At 71.3% G+C, this 17678-nt stretch carries 15 protein-coding genes; 9 read left to right on the top strand and 6 right to left on the bottom strand.

Features of this window, described 5'->3' with window-relative positions:
- Positions 1-186 precede the first annotated feature (186 nt).
- The 8 genes from glpK to AC1DWR_RS07835 all read left to right on the top strand — a co-directional run bounded on the left by glpK (position 187) and on the right by AC1DWR_RS07835 (position 9771).
- Positions 187-1710, top strand: coding sequence for a glycerol kinase GlpK (glpK, locus tag AC1DWR_RS07870; protein ID WP_477624168.1), 1524 nt, complete (start codon positions 187-189; stop codon positions 1708-1710).
- The gene (locus AC1DWR_RS07865; RefSeq protein ID WP_477624167.1) at positions 1694-3433 is read left to right on the top strand and encodes a glycerol-3-phosphate dehydrogenase/oxidase; all 1740 of its coding nucleotides are present in this window, start codon (positions 1694-1696) and stop codon (positions 3431-3433) included. The genes glpK and AC1DWR_RS07865 overlap by 17 nt, the downstream gene beginning before the upstream one ends.
- A 94-nt stretch (positions 3434-3527) precedes the next feature.
- Positions 3528-4943, top strand: a complete 1416-nt coding sequence (locus tag AC1DWR_RS07860; RefSeq protein WP_477624166.1) for a cryptochrome/photolyase family protein — start codon at positions 3528-3530, stop codon at positions 4941-4943.
- The gene (locus AC1DWR_RS07855; protein ID WP_477624165.1) at positions 4940-5698 is read left to right on the top strand and encodes a CPBP family intramembrane glutamic endopeptidase; all 759 of its coding nucleotides are present in this window, start codon (positions 4940-4942) and stop codon (positions 5696-5698) included. The genes AC1DWR_RS07860 and AC1DWR_RS07855 overlap by 4 nt, the downstream gene beginning before the upstream one ends.
- A 4-nt stretch (positions 5699-5702) precedes the next feature.
- Positions 5703-6743: an NAD(P)H-binding protein gene (locus AC1DWR_RS07850; RefSeq protein WP_477624164.1), complete on the top strand. Its 1041-nt coding sequence runs from the start codon at positions 5703-5705 to the stop codon at positions 6741-6743.
- Positions 6743-7171: an SRPBCC family protein gene (locus AC1DWR_RS07845; protein WP_477624163.1), complete on the top strand. Its 429-nt coding sequence runs from the start codon at positions 6743-6745 to the stop codon at positions 7169-7171. Before AC1DWR_RS07850 ends, AC1DWR_RS07845 begins: the two co-directional genes overlap by 1 nt.
- A 6-nt stretch (positions 7172-7177) precedes the next feature.
- Positions 7178-8179 (top strand): DNA topoisomerase IB, encoded by a 1002-nt coding sequence (locus AC1DWR_RS07840; protein ID WP_477624162.1) that lies wholly within the window; start codon positions 7178-7180, stop codon positions 8177-8179.
- 101 nt (positions 8180-8280) lie between these two features.
- A complete protein-coding gene (locus AC1DWR_RS07835; protein WP_477624161.1) occupies positions 8281-9771 on the top strand; it encodes an aminopeptidase P family protein in 1491 nt (496 codons plus the stop codon).
- An 18-nt stretch (positions 9772-9789) separates the two neighbouring features.
- Here AC1DWR_RS07835 and AC1DWR_RS07830 read toward each other — a convergent pair whose 3' ends face one another.
- Both AC1DWR_RS07830 and AC1DWR_RS07825 read right to left on the bottom strand, forming a co-directional pair.
- A complete protein-coding gene (locus AC1DWR_RS07830) occupies positions 9790-10533 on the bottom strand; it encodes a PIG-L deacetylase family protein (protein ID WP_477624160.1) in 744 nt (247 codons plus the stop codon).
- 50 nt (positions 10534-10583) lie between these two features.
- Positions 10584-11252: a Crp/Fnr family transcriptional regulator gene (locus AC1DWR_RS07825; RefSeq protein ID WP_477624159.1), complete on the bottom strand. Its 669-nt coding sequence runs from the start codon at positions 11250-11252 to the stop codon at positions 10584-10586.
- Between the two features lie 201 nt (positions 11253-11453).
- Between AC1DWR_RS07825 and AC1DWR_RS07820 the strand changes: the two genes are divergently transcribed.
- The gene (locus AC1DWR_RS07820; RefSeq protein ID WP_477615651.1) at positions 11454-11639 is read left to right on the top strand and encodes a hypothetical protein; all 186 of its coding nucleotides are present in this window, start codon (positions 11454-11456) and stop codon (positions 11637-11639) included.
- A gap of 145 nt (positions 11640-11784) precedes the next feature.
- On the opposite strand, the gene AC1DWR_RS07815 is transcribed toward AC1DWR_RS07820, so the two are convergent.
- From AC1DWR_RS07815 to AC1DWR_RS07800, 4 genes are read right to left on the bottom strand one after another with little or no spacing between them, the layout of a single operon-like run.
- Positions 11785-13365 (bottom strand): peptide ligase PGM1-related protein, encoded by a 1581-nt coding sequence (locus AC1DWR_RS07815; RefSeq protein WP_477624158.1) that lies wholly within the window; start codon positions 13363-13365, stop codon positions 11785-11787.
- A complete protein-coding gene (locus tag AC1DWR_RS07810) occupies positions 13362-14492 on the bottom strand; it encodes a response regulator (RefSeq protein ID WP_477624157.1) in 1131 nt (376 codons plus the stop codon). Before AC1DWR_RS07810 ends, AC1DWR_RS07815 begins: the two co-directional genes overlap by 4 nt.
- On the bottom strand, positions 14485-14880 hold the full coding sequence (locus AC1DWR_RS07805; RefSeq protein WP_477624156.1) for a response regulator: 396 nt from the start codon (positions 14878-14880) through the stop codon (positions 14485-14487). The genes AC1DWR_RS07810 and AC1DWR_RS07805 overlap by 8 nt, the downstream gene beginning before the upstream one ends.
- The gene (locus AC1DWR_RS07800; protein WP_477624155.1) at positions 14877-17585 is read right to left on the bottom strand and encodes a response regulator; all 2709 of its coding nucleotides are present in this window, start codon (positions 17583-17585) and stop codon (positions 14877-14879) included. The genes AC1DWR_RS07805 and AC1DWR_RS07800 overlap by 4 nt, the downstream gene beginning before the upstream one ends.
- Between the last annotated feature and the right edge of the window lie 93 nt (positions 17586-17678).

Raw genomic sequence — 17678 nt, 5'->3', positions numbered from 1 at the left:
CTCTGCAGAACGTGAAACGAGCCTTCAGATATCCACAGGCTCGTTTCGCGTTCTGAATCGCCAACCGCCGCGCCCGCCGGTTTCCCGGCGCCAGGCGCGTGCCGGACCGGATCCAGAGGCGTGATCCCGAACACCCACGATCGGGTATGCCGGGCGGCTGGCAGAGCGCCGCACTAGGGTCGCGGCATGGCCGATTTCGTTGGCGCGGTTGACCAGGGGACGACGAGCACGCGATTCATGGTGTTCGACCATGACGGTGCCGAGGTCGGTCGGCACCAGCTCGAGCACGAGCAGGTCATGCCGCGGGCGGGCTGGGTCGAGCACAACCCGCTCGAGATCTGGGAGCGCACCCAGACCGTGATCGGTTCGACGCTGTCGCACCTCAACCTCCAGGCCGGCGACCTGTCCGCGCTCGGCATCACCAACCAGCGCGAAACCACCGTCGTGTGGAACCGCCGCACGGGACGGCCCCTGCACAACGCGATCGTCTGGCAGGACACGCGCACCGACCGGATCGCCCGCGCGCTCGACCAGTCCGGCCAGGGCGACGTGATTCGCGAACGCGCCGGCATCCCTCCCGCTGCCTACTTCTCGGCGGGCAAGGTCCAGTGGATCCTCGACAACGTCGACGGTGCCCGTGCGGTCGCCGAGAGCGGCGACGCGATCTTCGGCACGATCGACACCTGGCTGCTCTGGAACCTCACGGGGGGAACCGACGGGGGCGTGCACGTCACCGATGTGACCAACGCGAGCCGCACCATGCTGATGGACCTCAAGACCCTCGACTGGGACGACGAGCTGCTCGGCTTCTTCGGCATCCCGCACACGATGCTCCCGACGATCCGGCCCAGCTCCGACCCCGATTTCTACGGCCACACCCTCGCGAACGGCCCGCTCGGCGGCGAGGTCCCGCTCGCCGGCGACCTCGGAGACCAGCAGGCCGCGACCGTGGGCCAGGTCTGCTTCGCGCCCGGCGAGGGCAAGAACACCTACGGCACGGGCAACTTCATGATCCTCAACACCGGCGAGGAGATCGTCCGCAGCGAGTCGGGACTGCTGACCACGCTCTGCTACCAGCTGGGCGACGCCAAGCCGGTCTATGCGCTGGAGGGTTCCATCGCCGTCACCGGGTCGGCCGTCCAGTGGCTGCGCGACCAGCTCGGCATCATCTCTGGCGCGGCCGACATCGAGCGGCTCGCCAACCAGGTCAAGGACACCGGTGGCCTCTACTTCGTTCCCGCGTTCTCCGGCCTGTTCGCGCCCTACTGGCGTCCCGACGCCCGCGGCGCCATCGTCGGGATGAGTCGGTTCAACACCAACGCCCACCTGGCGCGGGCCACCCTCGAAGCCATCTGCTACCAGACCCGCGACGTCTCGGACGCGATGACCAAGGACTCCGGCGTCGAGCTCGAGGTGCTCAAGGTCGACGGCGGGGTCACGGCCAACAACCTCTGTATGCAGCTGCAGTCCGACATCCTCGGCGTCCCCGTGTCCCGGCCCGTGGTCGCGGAGACGACCGCGCTCGGTGCGGCCTACGCTGCAGGTCTGGCCACCGGCTTCTGGTCAGGCACCGACGAGCTCCGCGCCAACTGGCAGGAGTCCCAGCGGTGGTCACCGACCTGGTCGGACCAGCAGCGCGCCGACGGGTACGCCGGGTGGCGCAAAGCCGTGGAACGCACCCTGGACTGGGTGGATGTCGACGAGGGGTAGCACGATGGGACTGGCAGGCACGAACACCGCGCTCTCACCGCAGGGGCGCGAGCACGCCATCGACGTGCTCGGCAGTGGCGAGGAGCTCGACCTGCTCGTCATCGGCGCCGGCGTGGTCGGGAGCGGCACGGCCCTCGATGCCGTGACGCGGGGGCTGTCGACCGGCCTGATCGAGCAGCGCGACTTCGCCAGCGGCACCTCCTCACGGTCCAGCAAGCTGATCCATGGCGGTCTGCGCTACCTCGAGATGCTCGACTTCGCCCTCGTCAGGGAGGCCCTGCACGAGCGCGGCCTCCTGCTCACCCGCCTCGCGCCCCACCTCGTCCGTCCCGTCCCGTTCCTCTACCCGCTGACGCACCACGTGTGGGAGCGCGCCTACGTCGGATCCGGGATCGCGCTCTACGACGCCATGTCGATGAGCTCCGGCGGTGGCTCGGCCCTCCCCCACCACCGGCACCTCACGCGGCGCCAGGCGCTGCGACTGATGCCCAGCCTCAAGAGCAGCGCCCTCACGGGTGCGGTCCAGTACTACGACGCCCAGGTGGACGACGCCCGCCACACGATGGAGCTCGCACGTACCGCCGCCAGCTATGGAGCCCACATCGCGAACCGCGTTGCTGCCATTGGTTTCCTGCGTCAGGGCGAGCGCGTCACGGGCGTGCGCGCCATCGACAAGCTGACCGATCGCGAGTTCGAGATCAACGCCAAACAGATCGTCAACGCGACGGGGGTCTGGACCGACGACACCCAGGCGATGGTCGGCGAGCGGGGACAGTTCCACGTCCGGGCCTCCAAGGGCATCCACCTCGTGGTGCCCCGCGACCGCATCCACTCCTCCACCGGGCTGATCCTGCGCACCGAGAAGTCGGTGCTGTTCGTCATCCCCTGGGGCCGCCACTGGATCCTGGGCACCACCGACACCGACTGGGCCCTGGACAAGGCCCACCCCGCGGCCACGCGCGCTGACATCGACTACATCCTCGACCACGTGAACCGCGTGCTCGCGACGCCACTGACCCACGAGGACGTCGAGGGCGTCTACGCGGGCCTGCGACCACTCCTCGCCGGCGAGTCCGAGTCGACGAGCAAGCTCTCGCGCGAGCACGTCGTCACCCACAGCGCCCCGGGCTTGGTCGTCGTCGCCGGCGGCAAGTACACGACCTACCGCGTCATGGCCAAGGACRCCGTCGACGAGGCGGCCCAGGCCATCGCCGGCCGGATCGCCGACTCCACGACCGACACCATCCCCCTGCTCGGCGGCGTCGGCTACCAGGCCGCGTGGAACCAACGCCAGTCGCTGGCCCGTGCCTCTGGCCTGCACGTCGCGCGGGTCGAGCACCTGCTGCGTCGCTACGGCTCGCTCACCCAGGAGATCCTCGACCTCCTCGCCGAGCGACCCGAGCTCAAGGAGCCACTGGACGGTGCCGAGGACCACCTCAAGGCCGAGGTCGTCTACGCGGCCTCGCACGAGGGCGCCCTGCACCTCACCGACATCCTGACCCGGCGCACCCGCATCTCGATCGAGGCCTGGGACCGGGGCGTCTCCGCCGCGCCGGCCGCCGCGGCTCTCGTCGCTCCCGTCCTCGGCTGGGACGAGGCGCGCACGAAGGAGGAGGTCGACATCTACCTGGGCCGGGTCGCGGCCGAGCGAGTCAGCCAGACGATGCCCGACGACGCCTCGGCCGACGAGGCGCGTCGCAGCGGCCCCGACGGCACCCTCTGACCTTCAACACACATTGAACATCGCAGGTCAGCGGGTTACCGTGAGCCGTCCCGGGTCTCCCTGAGCCTTTCCAGCCCCATGAAGGAGCGTCCGCGTGTCCCCCTCGAGCATCCTGTGGTTGCGCCGGGACCTGCGTAGGGGCGATCTCCCGGCACTGGGCGCAGCCCACGAGGCCGCCCAGGACGCCGCCCCTGCCGCGGCGGGTGGTGGCGGGCAGGGCGAGGTGGCCGTCGTGTTCGTCCTCGACCCGGCCCTGTGGCGAGGCGCAGGAAACGCGCGCCGCGCCTGGCTGGCCGAGAGCATCACAGCGGTCGACGCGGCATACGAGGGGCGGCTCTGTGTGCGGGAGGGCAATCCCGCGACGGTGCTCCCGCAGCTGGCGCAGGAGGTCGGCGCCGGTTCCGTGCACGTCTCCCGCGAGACCACGCCCGCGGGTCAGCGCCGTGACCGCAAGGTCGCTGCCGCCCTCGCCGAGACGGGCGTCGACTGGGTCGAGACCGGTTCCCCGTATGCCGTGGGGCCGGGTTCGGTGGTCAACGCCGAGGGGGCGCCCTACAAGGTCTTCACGCCGTTCTCGCGCGCGTGGCGCGACCACGGGTGGCCCGCGCCGGCGATCGAGCCGAACGGGCTGCGGTTGGCGCGGGTGCGCTCCGACCAGTCAGCGCTGAGCACCCTGCAGAAGGCGCGGGCGGCCGCGGACCTCCCGAGCCTGCCCGAGGCCGGCGAGGGCGCGGCGCTGCGACGGTGGGCGGACTTCCGCGACGCCGCCCTCGCCGACTACGCCACCGACCGTGACCGCGCGGACCTCGACGGGGTCTCGAGGCTGTCGCCCTACCTCAAGGTAGGGGCGGTCCACCCCCGCACGTTGCTGGCGGACCTGGCAGACGGGCGCCGTCACCTCGGCGACGGAGCCGAGCGGTTCGCGACCGAGCTGGCGTGGCGCGAGTTCTACGCGGACGTGCTGTGGCACCACCCGTCCTCGACGTGGCACGACCTGCGCACACCCCTGTCGGGGATGGACTACGACGAGGCGGGTGACGCGGTCGACGCGTGGCGCCAGGGACGCACCGGATACCCCGTCGTGGACGCGGCCATGCGCCAGCTGCTCCAGGAGGGCTGGATGCACAACCGGATGCGGATGGTCACCGCCAGCTTCCTCACCAAGGACCTCCACGTCTGGTGGCCGATCGGGGCGAGGCACTTCCTGGACCACCTCATCGACGGCGACATCGCGTCGAACAGCCACGGCTGGCAGTGGGTCGCCGGCACCGGCACCGACGCCTCCCCCTATTTCCGGGTGTTCAACCCGGTGACGCAGGGTCTGCGCTTCGACCCCCAGGGTGACTACGTCCGGCGCTACGTGCCCGAGCTCGCGCACCTCTCGGGCAAGGCCGCCCACGAGCCCTGGAAGTGCGCCGACGGCTTCGCCCGCGGTTATCCCGAGCGCATCGTCGACCATGCCGAGGAACGCCGCGAGGCACTGCGACGCTACGACGCGGCACGCGCATGACCGGCCCTGCGACCCCGCACCCGGCTCAGGGCCTCAACCCCGTCCGGGAGGTGCGTGACTTCATCCGGGCCGCGCTGGTGCAGCCGGTTGCCCGTGACCACACCGAGAGCGACCAGGCCTTCCGCCGCCGTCGTCTGGTCGCGTTGGTCACCCTCGTGATCGGCGCCGTCGTCCTCGGTTTCGCGTTGCGGATCCGGCCCGGCGACCCGCTGTTCTACGTCGCGACGCTCGGTCTCGCTGGCGTCTGGACCGCTGGTGCGCTCGTGTCCGGACCCCTCCACCTGGGGCGAGCGCACACCCGTGGCGGAGGGGAGGACGCCCGGCCCATCGTCCAGTCCCTCGCCCTCGGGGCGCTGTTGCTCGTCCTGTTCCTGGCCGGTGCCGCGGTCGTCGCCCACGTCCCGGTCCTGCGCAACCCCGTGGAGCACCTGCTCGACCATGCACGCCTGGGGTCCCTGGCCCTCGTCACCCTGCTCACCGCGGTCAACGGCGTCGCCGAGGAGCTCTACTTCCGCGGCGCGCTCTACTCCGCCGTCGGACGGCGCCACGCAGTGGCGATCACCACGGTCGTCTACGCGCTGACCACGGCCGGGGCCGGCATACCGCTGCTCGTCCTCGCGGCCGCCCTCCTCGGCCTCGTCACCGCACTCCAGCGGCGGGTGACCGGCGGCATCCTCGGCCCGATGATCACGCACCTGACGTGGTCGCTGGGGATGCTCTTCCTCCTACCCGTCGTACTGTCCACCGGAAGCTGATCCCATGACCTCCCCCGCACCCCGCACCGCCCTCGTCACCGGCGCCACCGGCTACATCGGCGGGGTGCTCGTCCCTGCCCTGCTCGACGCCGGCTGGTCGGTGCGGGTCCTGACCCGCAGCAGGGCGGGCCTCGAGCGCCATGGGTGGCGCGACGACGTGGACGTGGTCGAAGGCGACGCGACCTCACCCGACGACCTGGCGCGGGCGCTCGACGGAGCCGAGGTGGCCTACTACCTGCTGCACTCGATGGACGGCCAAGGCAGCTTCGTCCAACGCGACCGCACCATGGCCCAGGGATTCGCGGCGGCGGCGGCCGACGCCGGCACCGGCCGGATCGTCTACCTCAGCGGGCTGCACCCCCAGGGCGACCTGTCCGAGCACCTGGCCTCGCGCGTCGAGGTCGGCGAGATCTTCCTCGACGCACCCGTGCCGGCGGCGGTGCTGCAGGCCGGGGTCGTGCTCGGCGACGGCTCCGCGTCCTTCGACATGCTGCGTCACCTCACGGAACGGCTGCCGGCGATGGTGGCCCCCCGGTGGGTCGACAACAACATCCAGCCGATCGCCGTCGACGACGTCGTCCACTACCTCGTGGGAGCAGCCGACCTGCCGTCCGAGACCAACCGGACGTTCGACATCGGCGGCCCGGACGTCCTGACCTACGCCGAGATGATGCAGCGCTATGCCCTGATCGCGGGCATCGGGCGCCGGCTCATCGTCTCGGTCCCGGTCCTCACTCCGCGGCTGGCCGGGCTGTGGGTCGGCCTGGTCACGCCGATCTCGGCCGGCATCGCACGCCCCCTGGTGGGCAGCCTGGTCCACGACGCGGTCTGCCACGAGGACGACGTGCAGTCGGCCATCGGCCCTCCGCCCGGCGGACAGACCGGCTACGACGCGGCCGTCCGCGCGGCGCTGCGCTCGGTGGACCCCCTGCGCTGGCGGCACACAGTCCGGCGCACGGCAGCCTCGGTCGGCGCCGCAGCACTCGTCCTGGGCACGACCGCCCTCACCACCCGCCGTGCCCGTCGCAACCACAGGAGCTCCTGATGCCTACCGTCCAGCGCACCGTCGCCACGTCCGCCACCCCCGCACAGGTCCTGCCCTACCTGCTCGACTTCGAGAACGCCGTCGAGTGGGACGCCGGCACGGTCAGGTGCGAGCTGCTCTCCGGTGACGGGTCACCGGGCACGGTCTGGCACAACGTGTCGAGGTTCGCCGGCCGGACCGTCGACCTCGACTACACCCTTGAGAGCGTCTCCGACCACGGGTTCGTCATCGTGGGGCGCAACGAGACCACGACCAGCCGCGACACCATCACGGTGGCTCCTGACGGCTCCGGGTCGTCGGTGGACTACCAGGCCGAGTTCTCCTTCACCGGGCTGGGCCGGTGGCTCTGGCCGGTGGCGATGCCGCTCCTCAACAAGCTCGGCAACGACACCGCCGGCACCCTGAAGTCGGCCCTGGACAGGCTGTAGCCCGCGATGCCCAGGCTCCGGAAGGTCTCACCCCAGTCGAAGGGGTGGACGCGCCGCCGTGCCGGCAAAGGGTTCGTCTACCTGGACGAGAACGGCGAACGGCTGGGTGGCGCCGACGTGGAGCGGATCCGCTCCTTGGCCATCCCGCCGGCGTGGGAGAACGTCTGGATCTGCCCGCTGCCCCAAGGACACATCCAGGCAGTGGGCACCGACGTCGCGGGACGGCGGCAGTACCTCTACCACCCCGTGTGGCGGCTCAAGCAGGACCAGACCAAGTTCGACCGGGTGCTGGCCGCGGCGGCCAAGCTGCCCGCGGCCCGACGCCGGATCCTCAACGACCTCACGCTCGAGGGCATGCCCCGCCCCAGGGCAGCCGCCACCGCCGTCCGACTGCTCGACCTCGGCTACTTCCGCATCGGCAACGACGCCTACACCCAGGACAACGGCTCGTTCGGCCTCACCACGCTCGAGCGCCAGCACGTCCGCCGCCGGGGTGAGGTCATCGTCTTCACCTTCGTCGGCAAGTCGGGGATCGAGCACACCATCGAGATCGACGACGCCGCCGCCATCGCCGCACTCGACCGGATGCGCCGCCGCAAGTCGGCGAGCAAGCGGCTGCTGGCCTACCAGGACGCCCGGCGCTGGGCCGACCTCGACTCGACCGTGGTCAACGCCTACCTGGCCGACCTGCTCGGTGGTGAGCTGACGGCCAAGGACTTTCGCACGTGGCACGCCACCGTCCTCGCCGCCCTCGCCCTCGGCGCCAGCGACGAGCCGGGTGACACCAAGGCTTCGCGCAAGCGGGCCATCAAGGCCGCCGTCGACGAGGTCGCGGGCTACCTCGGCAACACCCCGACCATTGCGAAGAACTCCTACATCGACCCGCGCGTGCTCGACCGCTACGAGTCGGGCTCCACCGTCGACGTCGACCCGTCCCGCTACCGCACCCCCGAGCGCCGCCAGGCAGCGATCGAGAAGGCCGTGCTCACGCTCCTCTCCGACGCCTGAGCGGCGAGCGCCGACGCTCGCCGAGGCGCTTCGAAGCGCCGCCCGAGGTGCCGCGACCGGGCAGGCTGCGACGCGGCATACGCGCGTGGCACGATGGCGGGGTGAGCGAAGAGCAGAAGAACGCCGAGAACCGCGCCCGCCCCACCACCGACGAGTTCCGTGCGTTCGTCGCGGAGGACTGGGCGCCACGTCGCCCCGGCCCCAGCGCCCTGAGCGAGGCCGCGAGGTATGCCGCGGCGCGCCGTGACGCCGTCAGCGCGGCGTTCGCCGGCGACCGGCTGGTCATCCCCGCCGGTGGCCTCAAGGTGCGCAGCAACGACACCGACTACGTGTTCCGGCCGCACACCGCGTTCGCCCACCTCACCGGGCTCGGCGGCGACCGGGAACCCGACGCCGTGCTCGTCCTGGAGCCCCGCGACGACGGCACCCACGAGGCGATCCTGTACTTCCGCCCGCTCGCCGGCCGCGACACCGACGAGTTCTTCGCCGACACCCGCTACGGCGAGTTCTGGGTCGGCGCGCGACCGACCATCGAGGACATCGAGGTCGAGCTCGGGCTGACCGGACGCCACATCGACGAGCTCGCCGACGCGGTCGTCAAGGACTCGGGCGAGGTGACGGTGCGCCTGGTGCGCGACGCCGACCGCGACCTGACCCGTGAGCTCGACGCGGCCCGCACCGCCGAGGCGACCGAGCAGGACGATCTCACCGAGGCCGACGACGAGCTCGCCCACTTCCTCTCCCGCCTGCGCCTCACCAAGGACGAGTGGGAGGTCGAGGAGATGCGCAAGGCGGTCGAGGCGACCCACCACGGGTTCGAGGCCGTCATCGCCGACCTGCCCGAAGCCCTGGCGAAGGGCCGCGGCGAGCGCTGGGTCGAGGGCGTCTTCGGCCTCACCGCACGGCACGAGGGCAACGGTGTCGGCTACGACTCGATCTGCGCTGCCGGCGACCACGCCACCACGCTGCACTGGATCAAGAACACCGGTGAGCTGCACGAGGGCGACCTCATCCTGCTCGACGCCGGCGTCGAGGTGGAGTCCCTCTTCACCGCCGACATCACCCGCACGCTCCCCGCCAGCGGCACCTTCACCGAGGCGCAGCGCGAGGTCTACGACGCGGTGTATGCCGCGCAGGAGGCCGGGCTCGCGGCGGTGAAGCCGGGGAACAAGTTCTCGGACGTCCACGCCGCGGCGATCCGGGTCATCGCGGAGCACCTGCACGCGTGGGACCTGCTGCCCGACGGTGTCTCGGTCGAGGACACGCTCGACAAGGACCACGGCCAGTACCACCGGCGCTGGATGGTGCACGGCACCAGCCACCACCTGGGCCTCGACGTCCACGACTGCGCGCTGGCCACCCGCGAGGAGTACATGGACGCCGACCTGGAGCCCGGCATGGTCCTGACGGTCGAGCCCGGCCTCTACTTCAAGGCCGACGACCTCAAGGTGCCGGAGCGGTTCCGCGGCATCGGCGTGCGGATCGAGGACGACGTGCTCGTCACTGCCGACGGCTGCGAGAACCTCTCGGCCGCCATGCCACGCACGTCGACCGACGTGGAGACGTGGATCCGCGAGGTCCAGTCCCGCTGAGCTGCAAGCGCCGAGGACTCAGCGGCGCTCGACGACGTCCAGCGTGAGGGCCCTGTCGACGCCTGCGGCCTGACCACCCCAGCCCAGGATCATGCCGATCAGCTCGGCCGGCTTGGGGAACGCCTCAGGCAGAGCCGAGTTGTAGGCCTGGTGCGCCTCGAGCGAGGCCACCGCCTGGTCGAAGTGGTCGCCCACGTCGACGTAGTGCGTGGCCGTCGGTGAGCCGGCGAAGCAGAGCCGCTTGGCGTTCCACGGCTCGAAGCCCTCGTCGACCAGCTCGGGGAAGATCCACCGGTTGCCCGCGTCGGCGACCGCATCGACCGTCGCCAGCCCGACGGCCCGGTGGTCGGCCTGGTTGAGCATGCCCTGGACGAACCGGTCGCCGTAGTGCCCGGTGATGACGACGTCCGGCTTGCGACGACGGATCTCGCGGGAGATGTCCCGCCGCAGGGCCAGGCCGTACTCGACGTTGCCATCCCGGTGGGTGCCGAAGTCGACCTCGGTCACGCCGACGATGGCGGCGCCGTCGCGCTCCTCCTGTTCGCGCACGCCGGCCGCCTCGTCCGGGTGCATCGTGTCGATCCCCGCCTCGCCGCGGGTCAGCAGGAAGTACGTCACCGTCTTGCCCACCGCGGTCCACTTCGCCACGGCGGCGGCGGTGCCGTACTCGATGTCGTCGGGGTGCGCGACGACGCACAGCACCGACGAGAAGTCGTCGCCGAACTCGGCGAGAGTGGGCTTGTCCCCAGCAGGCTCAGTCATGGACAGAGGGTATGCCGCCGGGCCGAGTTCGCGCCTCCCTCACCGGCGGGTCAGCTCCCGGCGGTCGCGCGGCGGTGCAGCCCGTGGCGGTCCTGCACGTCGACGCCCCCGCGGCGAAGCGTGACGAGCCCGTCGGCCACCAACGCCTGGAGCACCCTGTTGGTCGTCGCCCGGGAGGCACCGCAGAGTTCACCGATCTCGGTCTGGGTCAAGGGAATCCGGACCGGTTGCCCGTTCCCGAGCGAGCCGTACTGCGCGCAGAGGCCGTCGAGGCGACGCAGCACGCGCTGCTCGGCGGGCAGGTACAACGCCTCGACGAGGTGGTCGGACAACCGCAGGACCCGCTCTGCCAGCACGTCGACGAGAAGTCTCTCGACGCCCGGGTGCGCTGCACGCAGCCGCTCGAACTCGGCATACCGGAGGGTGAGGGTCACCGCCGGCTCCAGGGCCGCGACGGTGGACGTGCGCCGCGCCTGTGGCGAGAGCATCGCCATCTCGCCGAACGCCTCTCCCGGCCCCATCACGGCGAAGGTCGCGTTGTCACCGGCTGCCGTGGTGCGCCGCGCGACGAGGCGACCCTCCGCGACGAAGTGGAGGGACTCCGCGAGGTCGCCCTCGTGGAAGACGACCTCACCCGAGCGGTAGCGGTGCCGCTGGGTGCCCGCGATGACGAGCCGGCGCTCCTGCTCCGACAGACCCCCCAGCAGCCGCCACTCCATGCGTTCAGTGCAGCACGGGTCGGCCCGCCGTGTCACCGCCGGCACCGTGTCACGGCGGCTCTGTGTCACGGCGGCTCTGTGTCACCGGCGGCACACAGCGGGCGTGTCGGCGCCCACAGACCGTCCGGCTCGCCGACGGGAGGGTTGAGGTGTCCCGCAGGGGGCGGCCGGCCCACCGGCCACGACACGAGGGAGCACCCCATGAGCACCATCGCCCGCCACCGTCCCGACATCGCCCACCACCACCCCACCGTGCGACAGGTCGGCGCCAAGTGGGTGTGGGAGTGCCGCTGTGGTGGCGCTTCCTGTCGCACCGCGACCGAACGGACCAGCTGGCGCCAGGTCGTCATCGAGGCCCTGCTGCACGCCACGGCCATCGCGCCGTGACCCCATGAGCGCCCCCTGACCGCCCCCAGGGGAAATGCCGGGGCGGTCAGGAGGGCACAGTGCCCCGAGGGACGGGGTCAGGAGGGGACGGGGGTCAGGAGGGGACGGGGGTCAGGAGGGGACGGGGGTCAGGAGGGGACGGGGGTCAGGAGGGGACGGGGTCGGCCCGCAGGGCGGCGCGGGCCTCCTCGAGCAGGGCGCCCTCGGCGGCGGCGTAGAGCTGGTCCGCCGCCGCGGGCGACTCCCCGATCGCCGTCATCCCCACCCGTCCGTAGGCCGTCAGGGCACTCATCATGTGGAAGACGACGCCGGTCTGCCGGGCCTGATCGAAGTGCAGGCCGGCCCGGGCGACGAGGTCGAACAGGTCCTCGACCCGCAGCCCGCGCAGGCTCGGGTCCTGCAGGTGGTCCGTGGCCACGAGGTGTCGCTCCTCGCCGTTGGGCGTGACGAACCGCCCCTCCTCGGCGTCGTACCGGCCGTCGGTGAGGAACTGGAGGGTCAGGAACGGGTGGGTCGTCCCGCCCTTGCGCAGGTTCACCTCGATGGCGTGCGCCGTCCACGAGTCGCCCTCGCGCACCGTCACGAAGTCGAGGGCGAACCGTCCCAGCACGCCCTTCTCGGCCAACAGGTCCCCGACCCGCTGGGCGTCGCGAGTGATGAGCCCGGCGTACTCCGGGTCTGCGGGGAAGCGACAGCCGAGGTAGGACTGCCCGCTCGGGCCACCGAGGATCTGGTCGTGGGTGGACAGCAGCTCGACCTCACCGAGAGGGGTGACCCTGAGCTGGACGCTCGGGCTGCGGATCTCGTCGCCGGCGATGCGCTCCTCGACGATCCCGCCGCGCTCGAGGAGCTTGGCGAGGTAGGTGTCCACCGAGATCCGCGTGTCCTCCAGCTCCATCTCGTCGATGCGGCGAGCCAGCTCCGCGGACTCGTCCGCGGCACCCACTGGGGGGAGCTCGTCGAGTCGCACGAGGGCGTTGCCCGCGCCGGAGACACCCTCGTTGAGCTTCACCATCGCACCGCTCGCGTTCGGTCGGTCGTGGCGCAGGGACTGCAGGGCCGCTTCGAGGTCCGCCCGTGAGTGCAGGTCCTCGTACCCCGCGGGATAGGACACACCGGCCTCGCCGAAGAGGCGGCGACACCCCGTCTTGGTCCCGAGGGGGAAGAGCCGAGGATCCGCGCCATACATGGGGATCCCCAGGACGAGCGCCAGGTCACGTTCGAGCTCGGTCGTGTTGTAGGGGATGAGGTGCGAGCGCAACCGGTTCGGGACGAGCGCCCTGATCTGCGCGAGCACGCGGGGCCGGGCCAGGAGCTTCTCGGTCAGCGGCTCAGGGCCGGTGTCGCCGATGGAGACCAGGGACAGCCGTGCCCTGGCGTGGCTCGGGATCACGCCCGGCAGCAGCGACAGGTAGTACTCCACGACCATCGGGTTGATCGGCATCGAGGTGACATAGACCATGCGCAGTCGCGGCTGGCGCAGCAGCAGGAGGAGGAACAGGAAGCGCTCCTCCAGGGCCTGGTTCATGCCGCCCGAGCTCGCGACGACCCGGTCCACCGTCATCGAGGGGATGACCACCACGGACTCGTCCGCCGCGTTGGTCCCGATCGCCCGCCAGACCTCGGGCATCCGGGCCTGGAGGGCGTCGAAGGCGGCGTTCCGGGCCGCGTCGTCGAGGTCGTCGAGGGTGCGACCGGACATCGTGCCCTCCGCTGTGGTCGTCATTGCACTACCTCCGCATTCGTCAGTCCGAGGATCTCGTGGGCGTCCACGGGTCGGCTGAAGCCCCGCAGCGCCAGTGGCCCCACACTCCGGCTCGTCGCCGTGGCCCCGGCGCCTGTCAGCACCCGCTGGGTCACCAGGATCTGGCCGGCGGCCGCTTCCGAGCACAGCCGTGCGGCAAGGTTGGTCACCGTCCCGATGGCCGCGTAGTCGTACCGCCCGGGAAAGCCCACGCGGCCGAGGGTCGCGTACCCCTGCGCGATTCCCACCCCGAAGCCGAGGTCGTGACCGCGGCTTCGCCAGGCCTGCGCCAGCTCGGTCACCCGCTCCCGCATGGCAACGGCCATCCGCACGGCACGCTCCGGGGCATCCGGGCAGGGAACGGGATCGTTGAAGAAGACCAGCAACCCGTCACCGGCGAAGTGCTCGAGAGTCCCTTCGTACGCGAAGACGAGCTCCCCCAGGGCCAGGTGGTACTCCCTCAGGACGGCCATCGTCTCCTCGGGTTCGGCCGTCTCCGCGAACGGTGTGAAGCCGCGCAGGTCCGTGAACACCGCCGTGATCTCACATCGGTGGCTCTGGAGGAACGACTCGTCGCCGCTGTCGACGACCAGCCCTGCGATCTGTGGCGACAGGAACCGGCGCAGTCGTCCGAACCGCTCCAAGGTCTCGACCTGGGCGCTCACGCGGGCCTCCAGCTCGCGGTTCCAGGACGCGAGCGCCTCCGCCTGGGCGGTCACGGTGTCGTGGTAGCGCTTGACCCGGACCAGGGAGCGCACCCGCGCCAGCAGCTCGGGCTGGTCCAGGGGTTTGGTGATGAAGTCGTCGGCGCCGGCCTCGAGTGCACGCAACCGCTCCGCGTCGCCACTGGCCGTGACCATCACGACGGGGAGGAAGGACGTGGCCGGGTCCGAGCGGATGCGCCGACACGTCTCGTAGCCGTCGATGCCCGGCATCATCACGTCGAGCAGGATCACGTCCGGCAGGTGGGCGGCGATCAGCTCCAACGCCTCCTCGCCGGAGCTGGCACCCACCACGGTGTACCCACGGGGCGAGAGCACCGCGTCCATGAGGCGCAGGTTCTGGGGGAGGTCGTCGACGACCAGGACCGTGCCGGCCACTTCAGTCACGAAGACCCCCCGACCGACCGGCGCGCAGGTGGCTGCGCACCTGGTCGGGGAAGTCACGGACGTTGATCGGCTTCTCGAGGTAGCCGTCGAAGCCCGTCGACAGGGCGTGCTCGCGATCCGCCCGCATCGCGAAGGCAGTGAGCGCCACGACGGGAATGGCCGCAGTGCGGGGGTCGTCCCGCAGCCGGACCAGTGCCGCGTGACCACTGATCCCGGGCAGCTGGAGGTCCATCAGGATGAGGTCCGGCAGGGTCCGGGTCGCTTCGATGACCGCCTCCTCGCCCGTCGTGGCGACGGTCACCGTGAACCCGGCGTACTCCAGGACATCGCGCGCCAGCTTCAGGTTGCGCGGGTTGTCCTCGACGAGCAGCACGGTTCCCTCGCTCATCCCGCCGCCTCCGTCGCGCCCGCCGCTTCCGTCACGCCCGCGGTGCCGCCGCGCGTGGTGGCTACCTGGGCCAGCCGTCGGGCCAGCACCCCGAGGTCGAGCTGGCTCTTGGAGGCCACGAACTCGATCCGCCCCTGCAACCGCGCCCGGTCATCCTGCGTGAGCGACTTGGCCGTCAGGACCACCACCGGCACTGCGGCGGTCGTGGGGTCGGCACGCAGCGCGTCGATGACGGCGAACCCGTCGGTGTCGGGCATGAGCAGGTCGACCAGGACCACGCTCGGCGCGAGGGCCGCAATGGACCTCAGTGCCTCGGCCCCGCGGGTGAACGTCGCGACCCGCCAGCCCTGGGGCTCGAGCGTCGCGCGCACGATCTCCAGTGCCCGCGGGTCGTCGTCGATGACGACCAGCGTGCGCTCCTCCCTCCCGGCGCCCGCACCCGCACCCGCATGGTCCGCGTGGTCGGCGACCGCGCGCCATACCGCTCCCAGCAGCACCTCGCGGGCGACCGGCTTCAGGAGGTAGTCGGACGCGCCGAGGGCGAAGCCGCGACCGCGGTCCGGCAGGACGGAGACGACGACCACCGGAGTGCCCGCGAGCTCCGGGTCGGCCTTGATCTGGCCCAGGACGTCCCAGCCGTCCATGCCGGGCAGCCGGATGTCGAGGACCACTGCTGTCGGCCGCAGCGCCCGGATCGCCTCGAGACCTTCCTCGCCGCTTCGCACCGGCACCGGCCGCAGGCCCGCCGCGGTGAGATGGACGCCGACCAGCTCGGACGAGCTCGGGTCGTCCTCGATCACCACGACCGTCGGCCGGGTGTCGTCCACGGCTGGGAGGGTCCAAGCCTGCTGCGCCTCGTGCGGCGCGGCCGCCGGCTGCGGCAGGGCGAAGCCGAAGGTGCTGCCGACCCCCACCTCGCTGGTGAGCCAGACCCGGCCGCCGTGCAGCTCGACGATGCGACGCGTGAGGGTGAGGCCGAGGCCGGTGCCTTCGGTCACCGAGGGGGTGCGGGGACCCTGCTGGAACGAGTCGAAGATCCGCTCCCGGTCGCCCTCCGCGATCCCGATGCCGGTGTCCGTCACGGTCACGGTCAGCTCGTCCCCCTCGCGCGACGCCGACACGGTCACGGTGCCACCCTCGGGCGTGAACTTCACGCCGTTGCCAACGAGGTTGAGCAGCACCTGCTTGAACCGCAGCTGGTCGGCGGTGACGTGGGACAGGCCCGCAGCGATGTCGGGGCGCAGGTCGATGCCGCCCCGTCCGGCTCGTTCGCGCAGCAACGACAGGACCTGGTTGACCGCGTCGGCGATCGGGAAGGTGGTGAGCTCCAGCTCCATGTGGCCGGACTCGACCTTGGACAGGTCGAGGACGTCGTTGAGCAGGTCGAGCAGGTGGCGGCCAGCGCCGAGGATGTCCTGCAGGTAGTCCTCCTGCCGCTCGTTGAGGTCCCCGAACATCCGCTCGAGCAGGACCTCCGAGAACCCGATGACGGCGTTGAGCGGCGTCCGGAGCTCGTGCGACATGCTCGCCAGGAACTCGGACTTGTGCTCGCTCGTGACCGCCAGCTCGGCCCGCTGGCGCTCCAGCTCGCGGTAGAGCCGGGCGTTGATCAGGGCCACCGCAGACTGGCTCGCGAAGGCCGCCAGCATGTCGCACGTCTCGTCCGTGAAGGCACCGGTGGTCTTGCGGCGCACGACCAGCACACCGACGATCCGGTCGGGCCGCGCCATGGGGATGGCCACGAGCGAGCGCCACCCGTTGTCGTGGAGGACCTTGAGGTGCGCATCCAGCTCGACATCACCCAGGTCGGGGACCTGGATCGGGTTGCCGGACAGGGCCGCTCGGCCGACGAGCGTCTCGTCGACGTGGATCCGGGTCTCCTTCAGTGCCTGGATCACCTCCGGGCCGGTCCCGTAGGCAGTCCGGACGCGGAACAAGCCCGAGTCCTCGTCGAACTCCATGAGGGAGCCGCCGTCGGCCTCGGAGAGCTCGACGGCGTGGAGCACGATGGTGCCGAGCACCTCGTCCGGGTCCAGGGTCGAGCTGATCGCCTGGCCGATCTCCGCGAGCGCCTCGAGCTGGTCCACCTTGCGCGCGAGCTCGGCCCGCCCGGCCTGGAGCTCCTGCACCAGGCGGACCCCGTTGATGGCCAGCGCCGCCTGACCGGCGAACGCCGTGACGATGGACAGCTCCCGCTCGGCGAACGGGCTGACCTCGTTGCGCCACAGCACCATCGCCCCGACGACCTCGTCGTCCACGATCAGGGGGGCGCCCATGGTCGTCCGGAAACCCGCGACCCGCTGCAGGTCGAGGCGCCCGTACTCCGGGTCCGCCACGACGTCCTCGATCTGCTGGGCCCTGCGGTCCAGCGCAACCCGACCCATCAGCGTGGCCCGGTCCAGCGGCAGCGGGTGCTCGGCGATGTAGGCGATGGCCTCGTCGCTGATGCCCACCGCCTTGATCAGCTGGAAGATGCGGTCGTCGTCGAGGAGGCAGAGCTGCGCGGCGTCGGAGCGGCACAGGCGCCGGGCGCTGTCGACGATCGTGGCGAGCACCGTCTCGGGGTCCCCTGCGGATCGTCCGACCGCCGAGAGCACCTCGTTGACCGCCGCGAGCCGCTCGTGCGTCTCGCGCAGCCGGTCCGCCAGCGTGGCCGCGTCGACCGACTGCACGGGGTCGACGGGGACGTCGGCTGACCGGGCCATGGGGGTCTCCCGTCGAGAGCCGGGCTGCGAGACAGCGGTGCGGATGCCTCTAGCAGTGTGCTCCCCGCAGCGCGGACTTGCCTACGGTTGATT

Source organism: Pedococcus sp. P2_E2, assembly GCF_056403955.1.
This window is presented reverse-complemented; position numbering and strand designations above follow the sequence as displayed.

Bases quoted from the DNA above. Each gene is read 5' to 3' on its own strand.
- AC1DWR_RS07855 (WP_477624165.1), top strand. From the start codon at position 4,940: ATGACCGGCCCTGCGACCCCGCACCCGGCTCAGGGCCTCAACCCCGTC.
- AC1DWR_RS07815 (WP_477624158.1), bottom strand. From the start codon at position 13,365: ATGACGACCACAGCGGAGGGCACGATGTCCGGTCGCACCCTCGACGAC.
- AC1DWR_RS07800 (WP_477624155.1), bottom strand. From the start codon at position 17,585: ATGGCCCGGTCAGCCGACGTCCCCGTCGACCCCGTGCAGTCGGTCGAC.
- AC1DWR_RS07805 (WP_477624156.1), bottom strand. From the start codon at position 14,880: ATGAGCGAGGGAACCGTGCTGCTCGTCGAGGACAACCCGCGCAACCTG.
- AC1DWR_RS07850 (WP_477624164.1), top strand. From the start codon at position 5,703: ATGACCTCCCCCGCACCCCGCACCGCCCTCGTCACCGGCGCCACCGGC.
- AC1DWR_RS07845 (WP_477624163.1), top strand. From the start codon at position 6,743: ATGCCTACCGTCCAGCGCACCGTCGCCACGTCCGCCACCCCCGCACAG.
- AC1DWR_RS07840 (WP_477624162.1), top strand. From the start codon at position 7,178: ATGCCCAGGCTCCGGAAGGTCTCACCCCAGTCGAAGGGGTGGACGCGC.
- AC1DWR_RS07825 (WP_477624159.1), bottom strand. From the start codon at position 11,252: ATGGAGTGGCGGCTGCTGGGGGGTCTGTCGGAGCAGGAGCGCCGGCTC.
- glpK (WP_477624168.1), top strand. From the start codon at position 187: ATGGCCGATTTCGTTGGCGCGGTTGACCAGGGGACGACGAGCACGCGA.
- AC1DWR_RS07830 (WP_477624160.1), bottom strand. From the start codon at position 10,533: ATGACTGAGCCTGCTGGGGACAAGCCCACTCTCGCCGAGTTCGGCGAC.
- AC1DWR_RS07820 (WP_477615651.1), top strand. From the start codon at position 11,454: ATGAGCACCATCGCCCGCCACCGTCCCGACATCGCCCACCACCACCCC.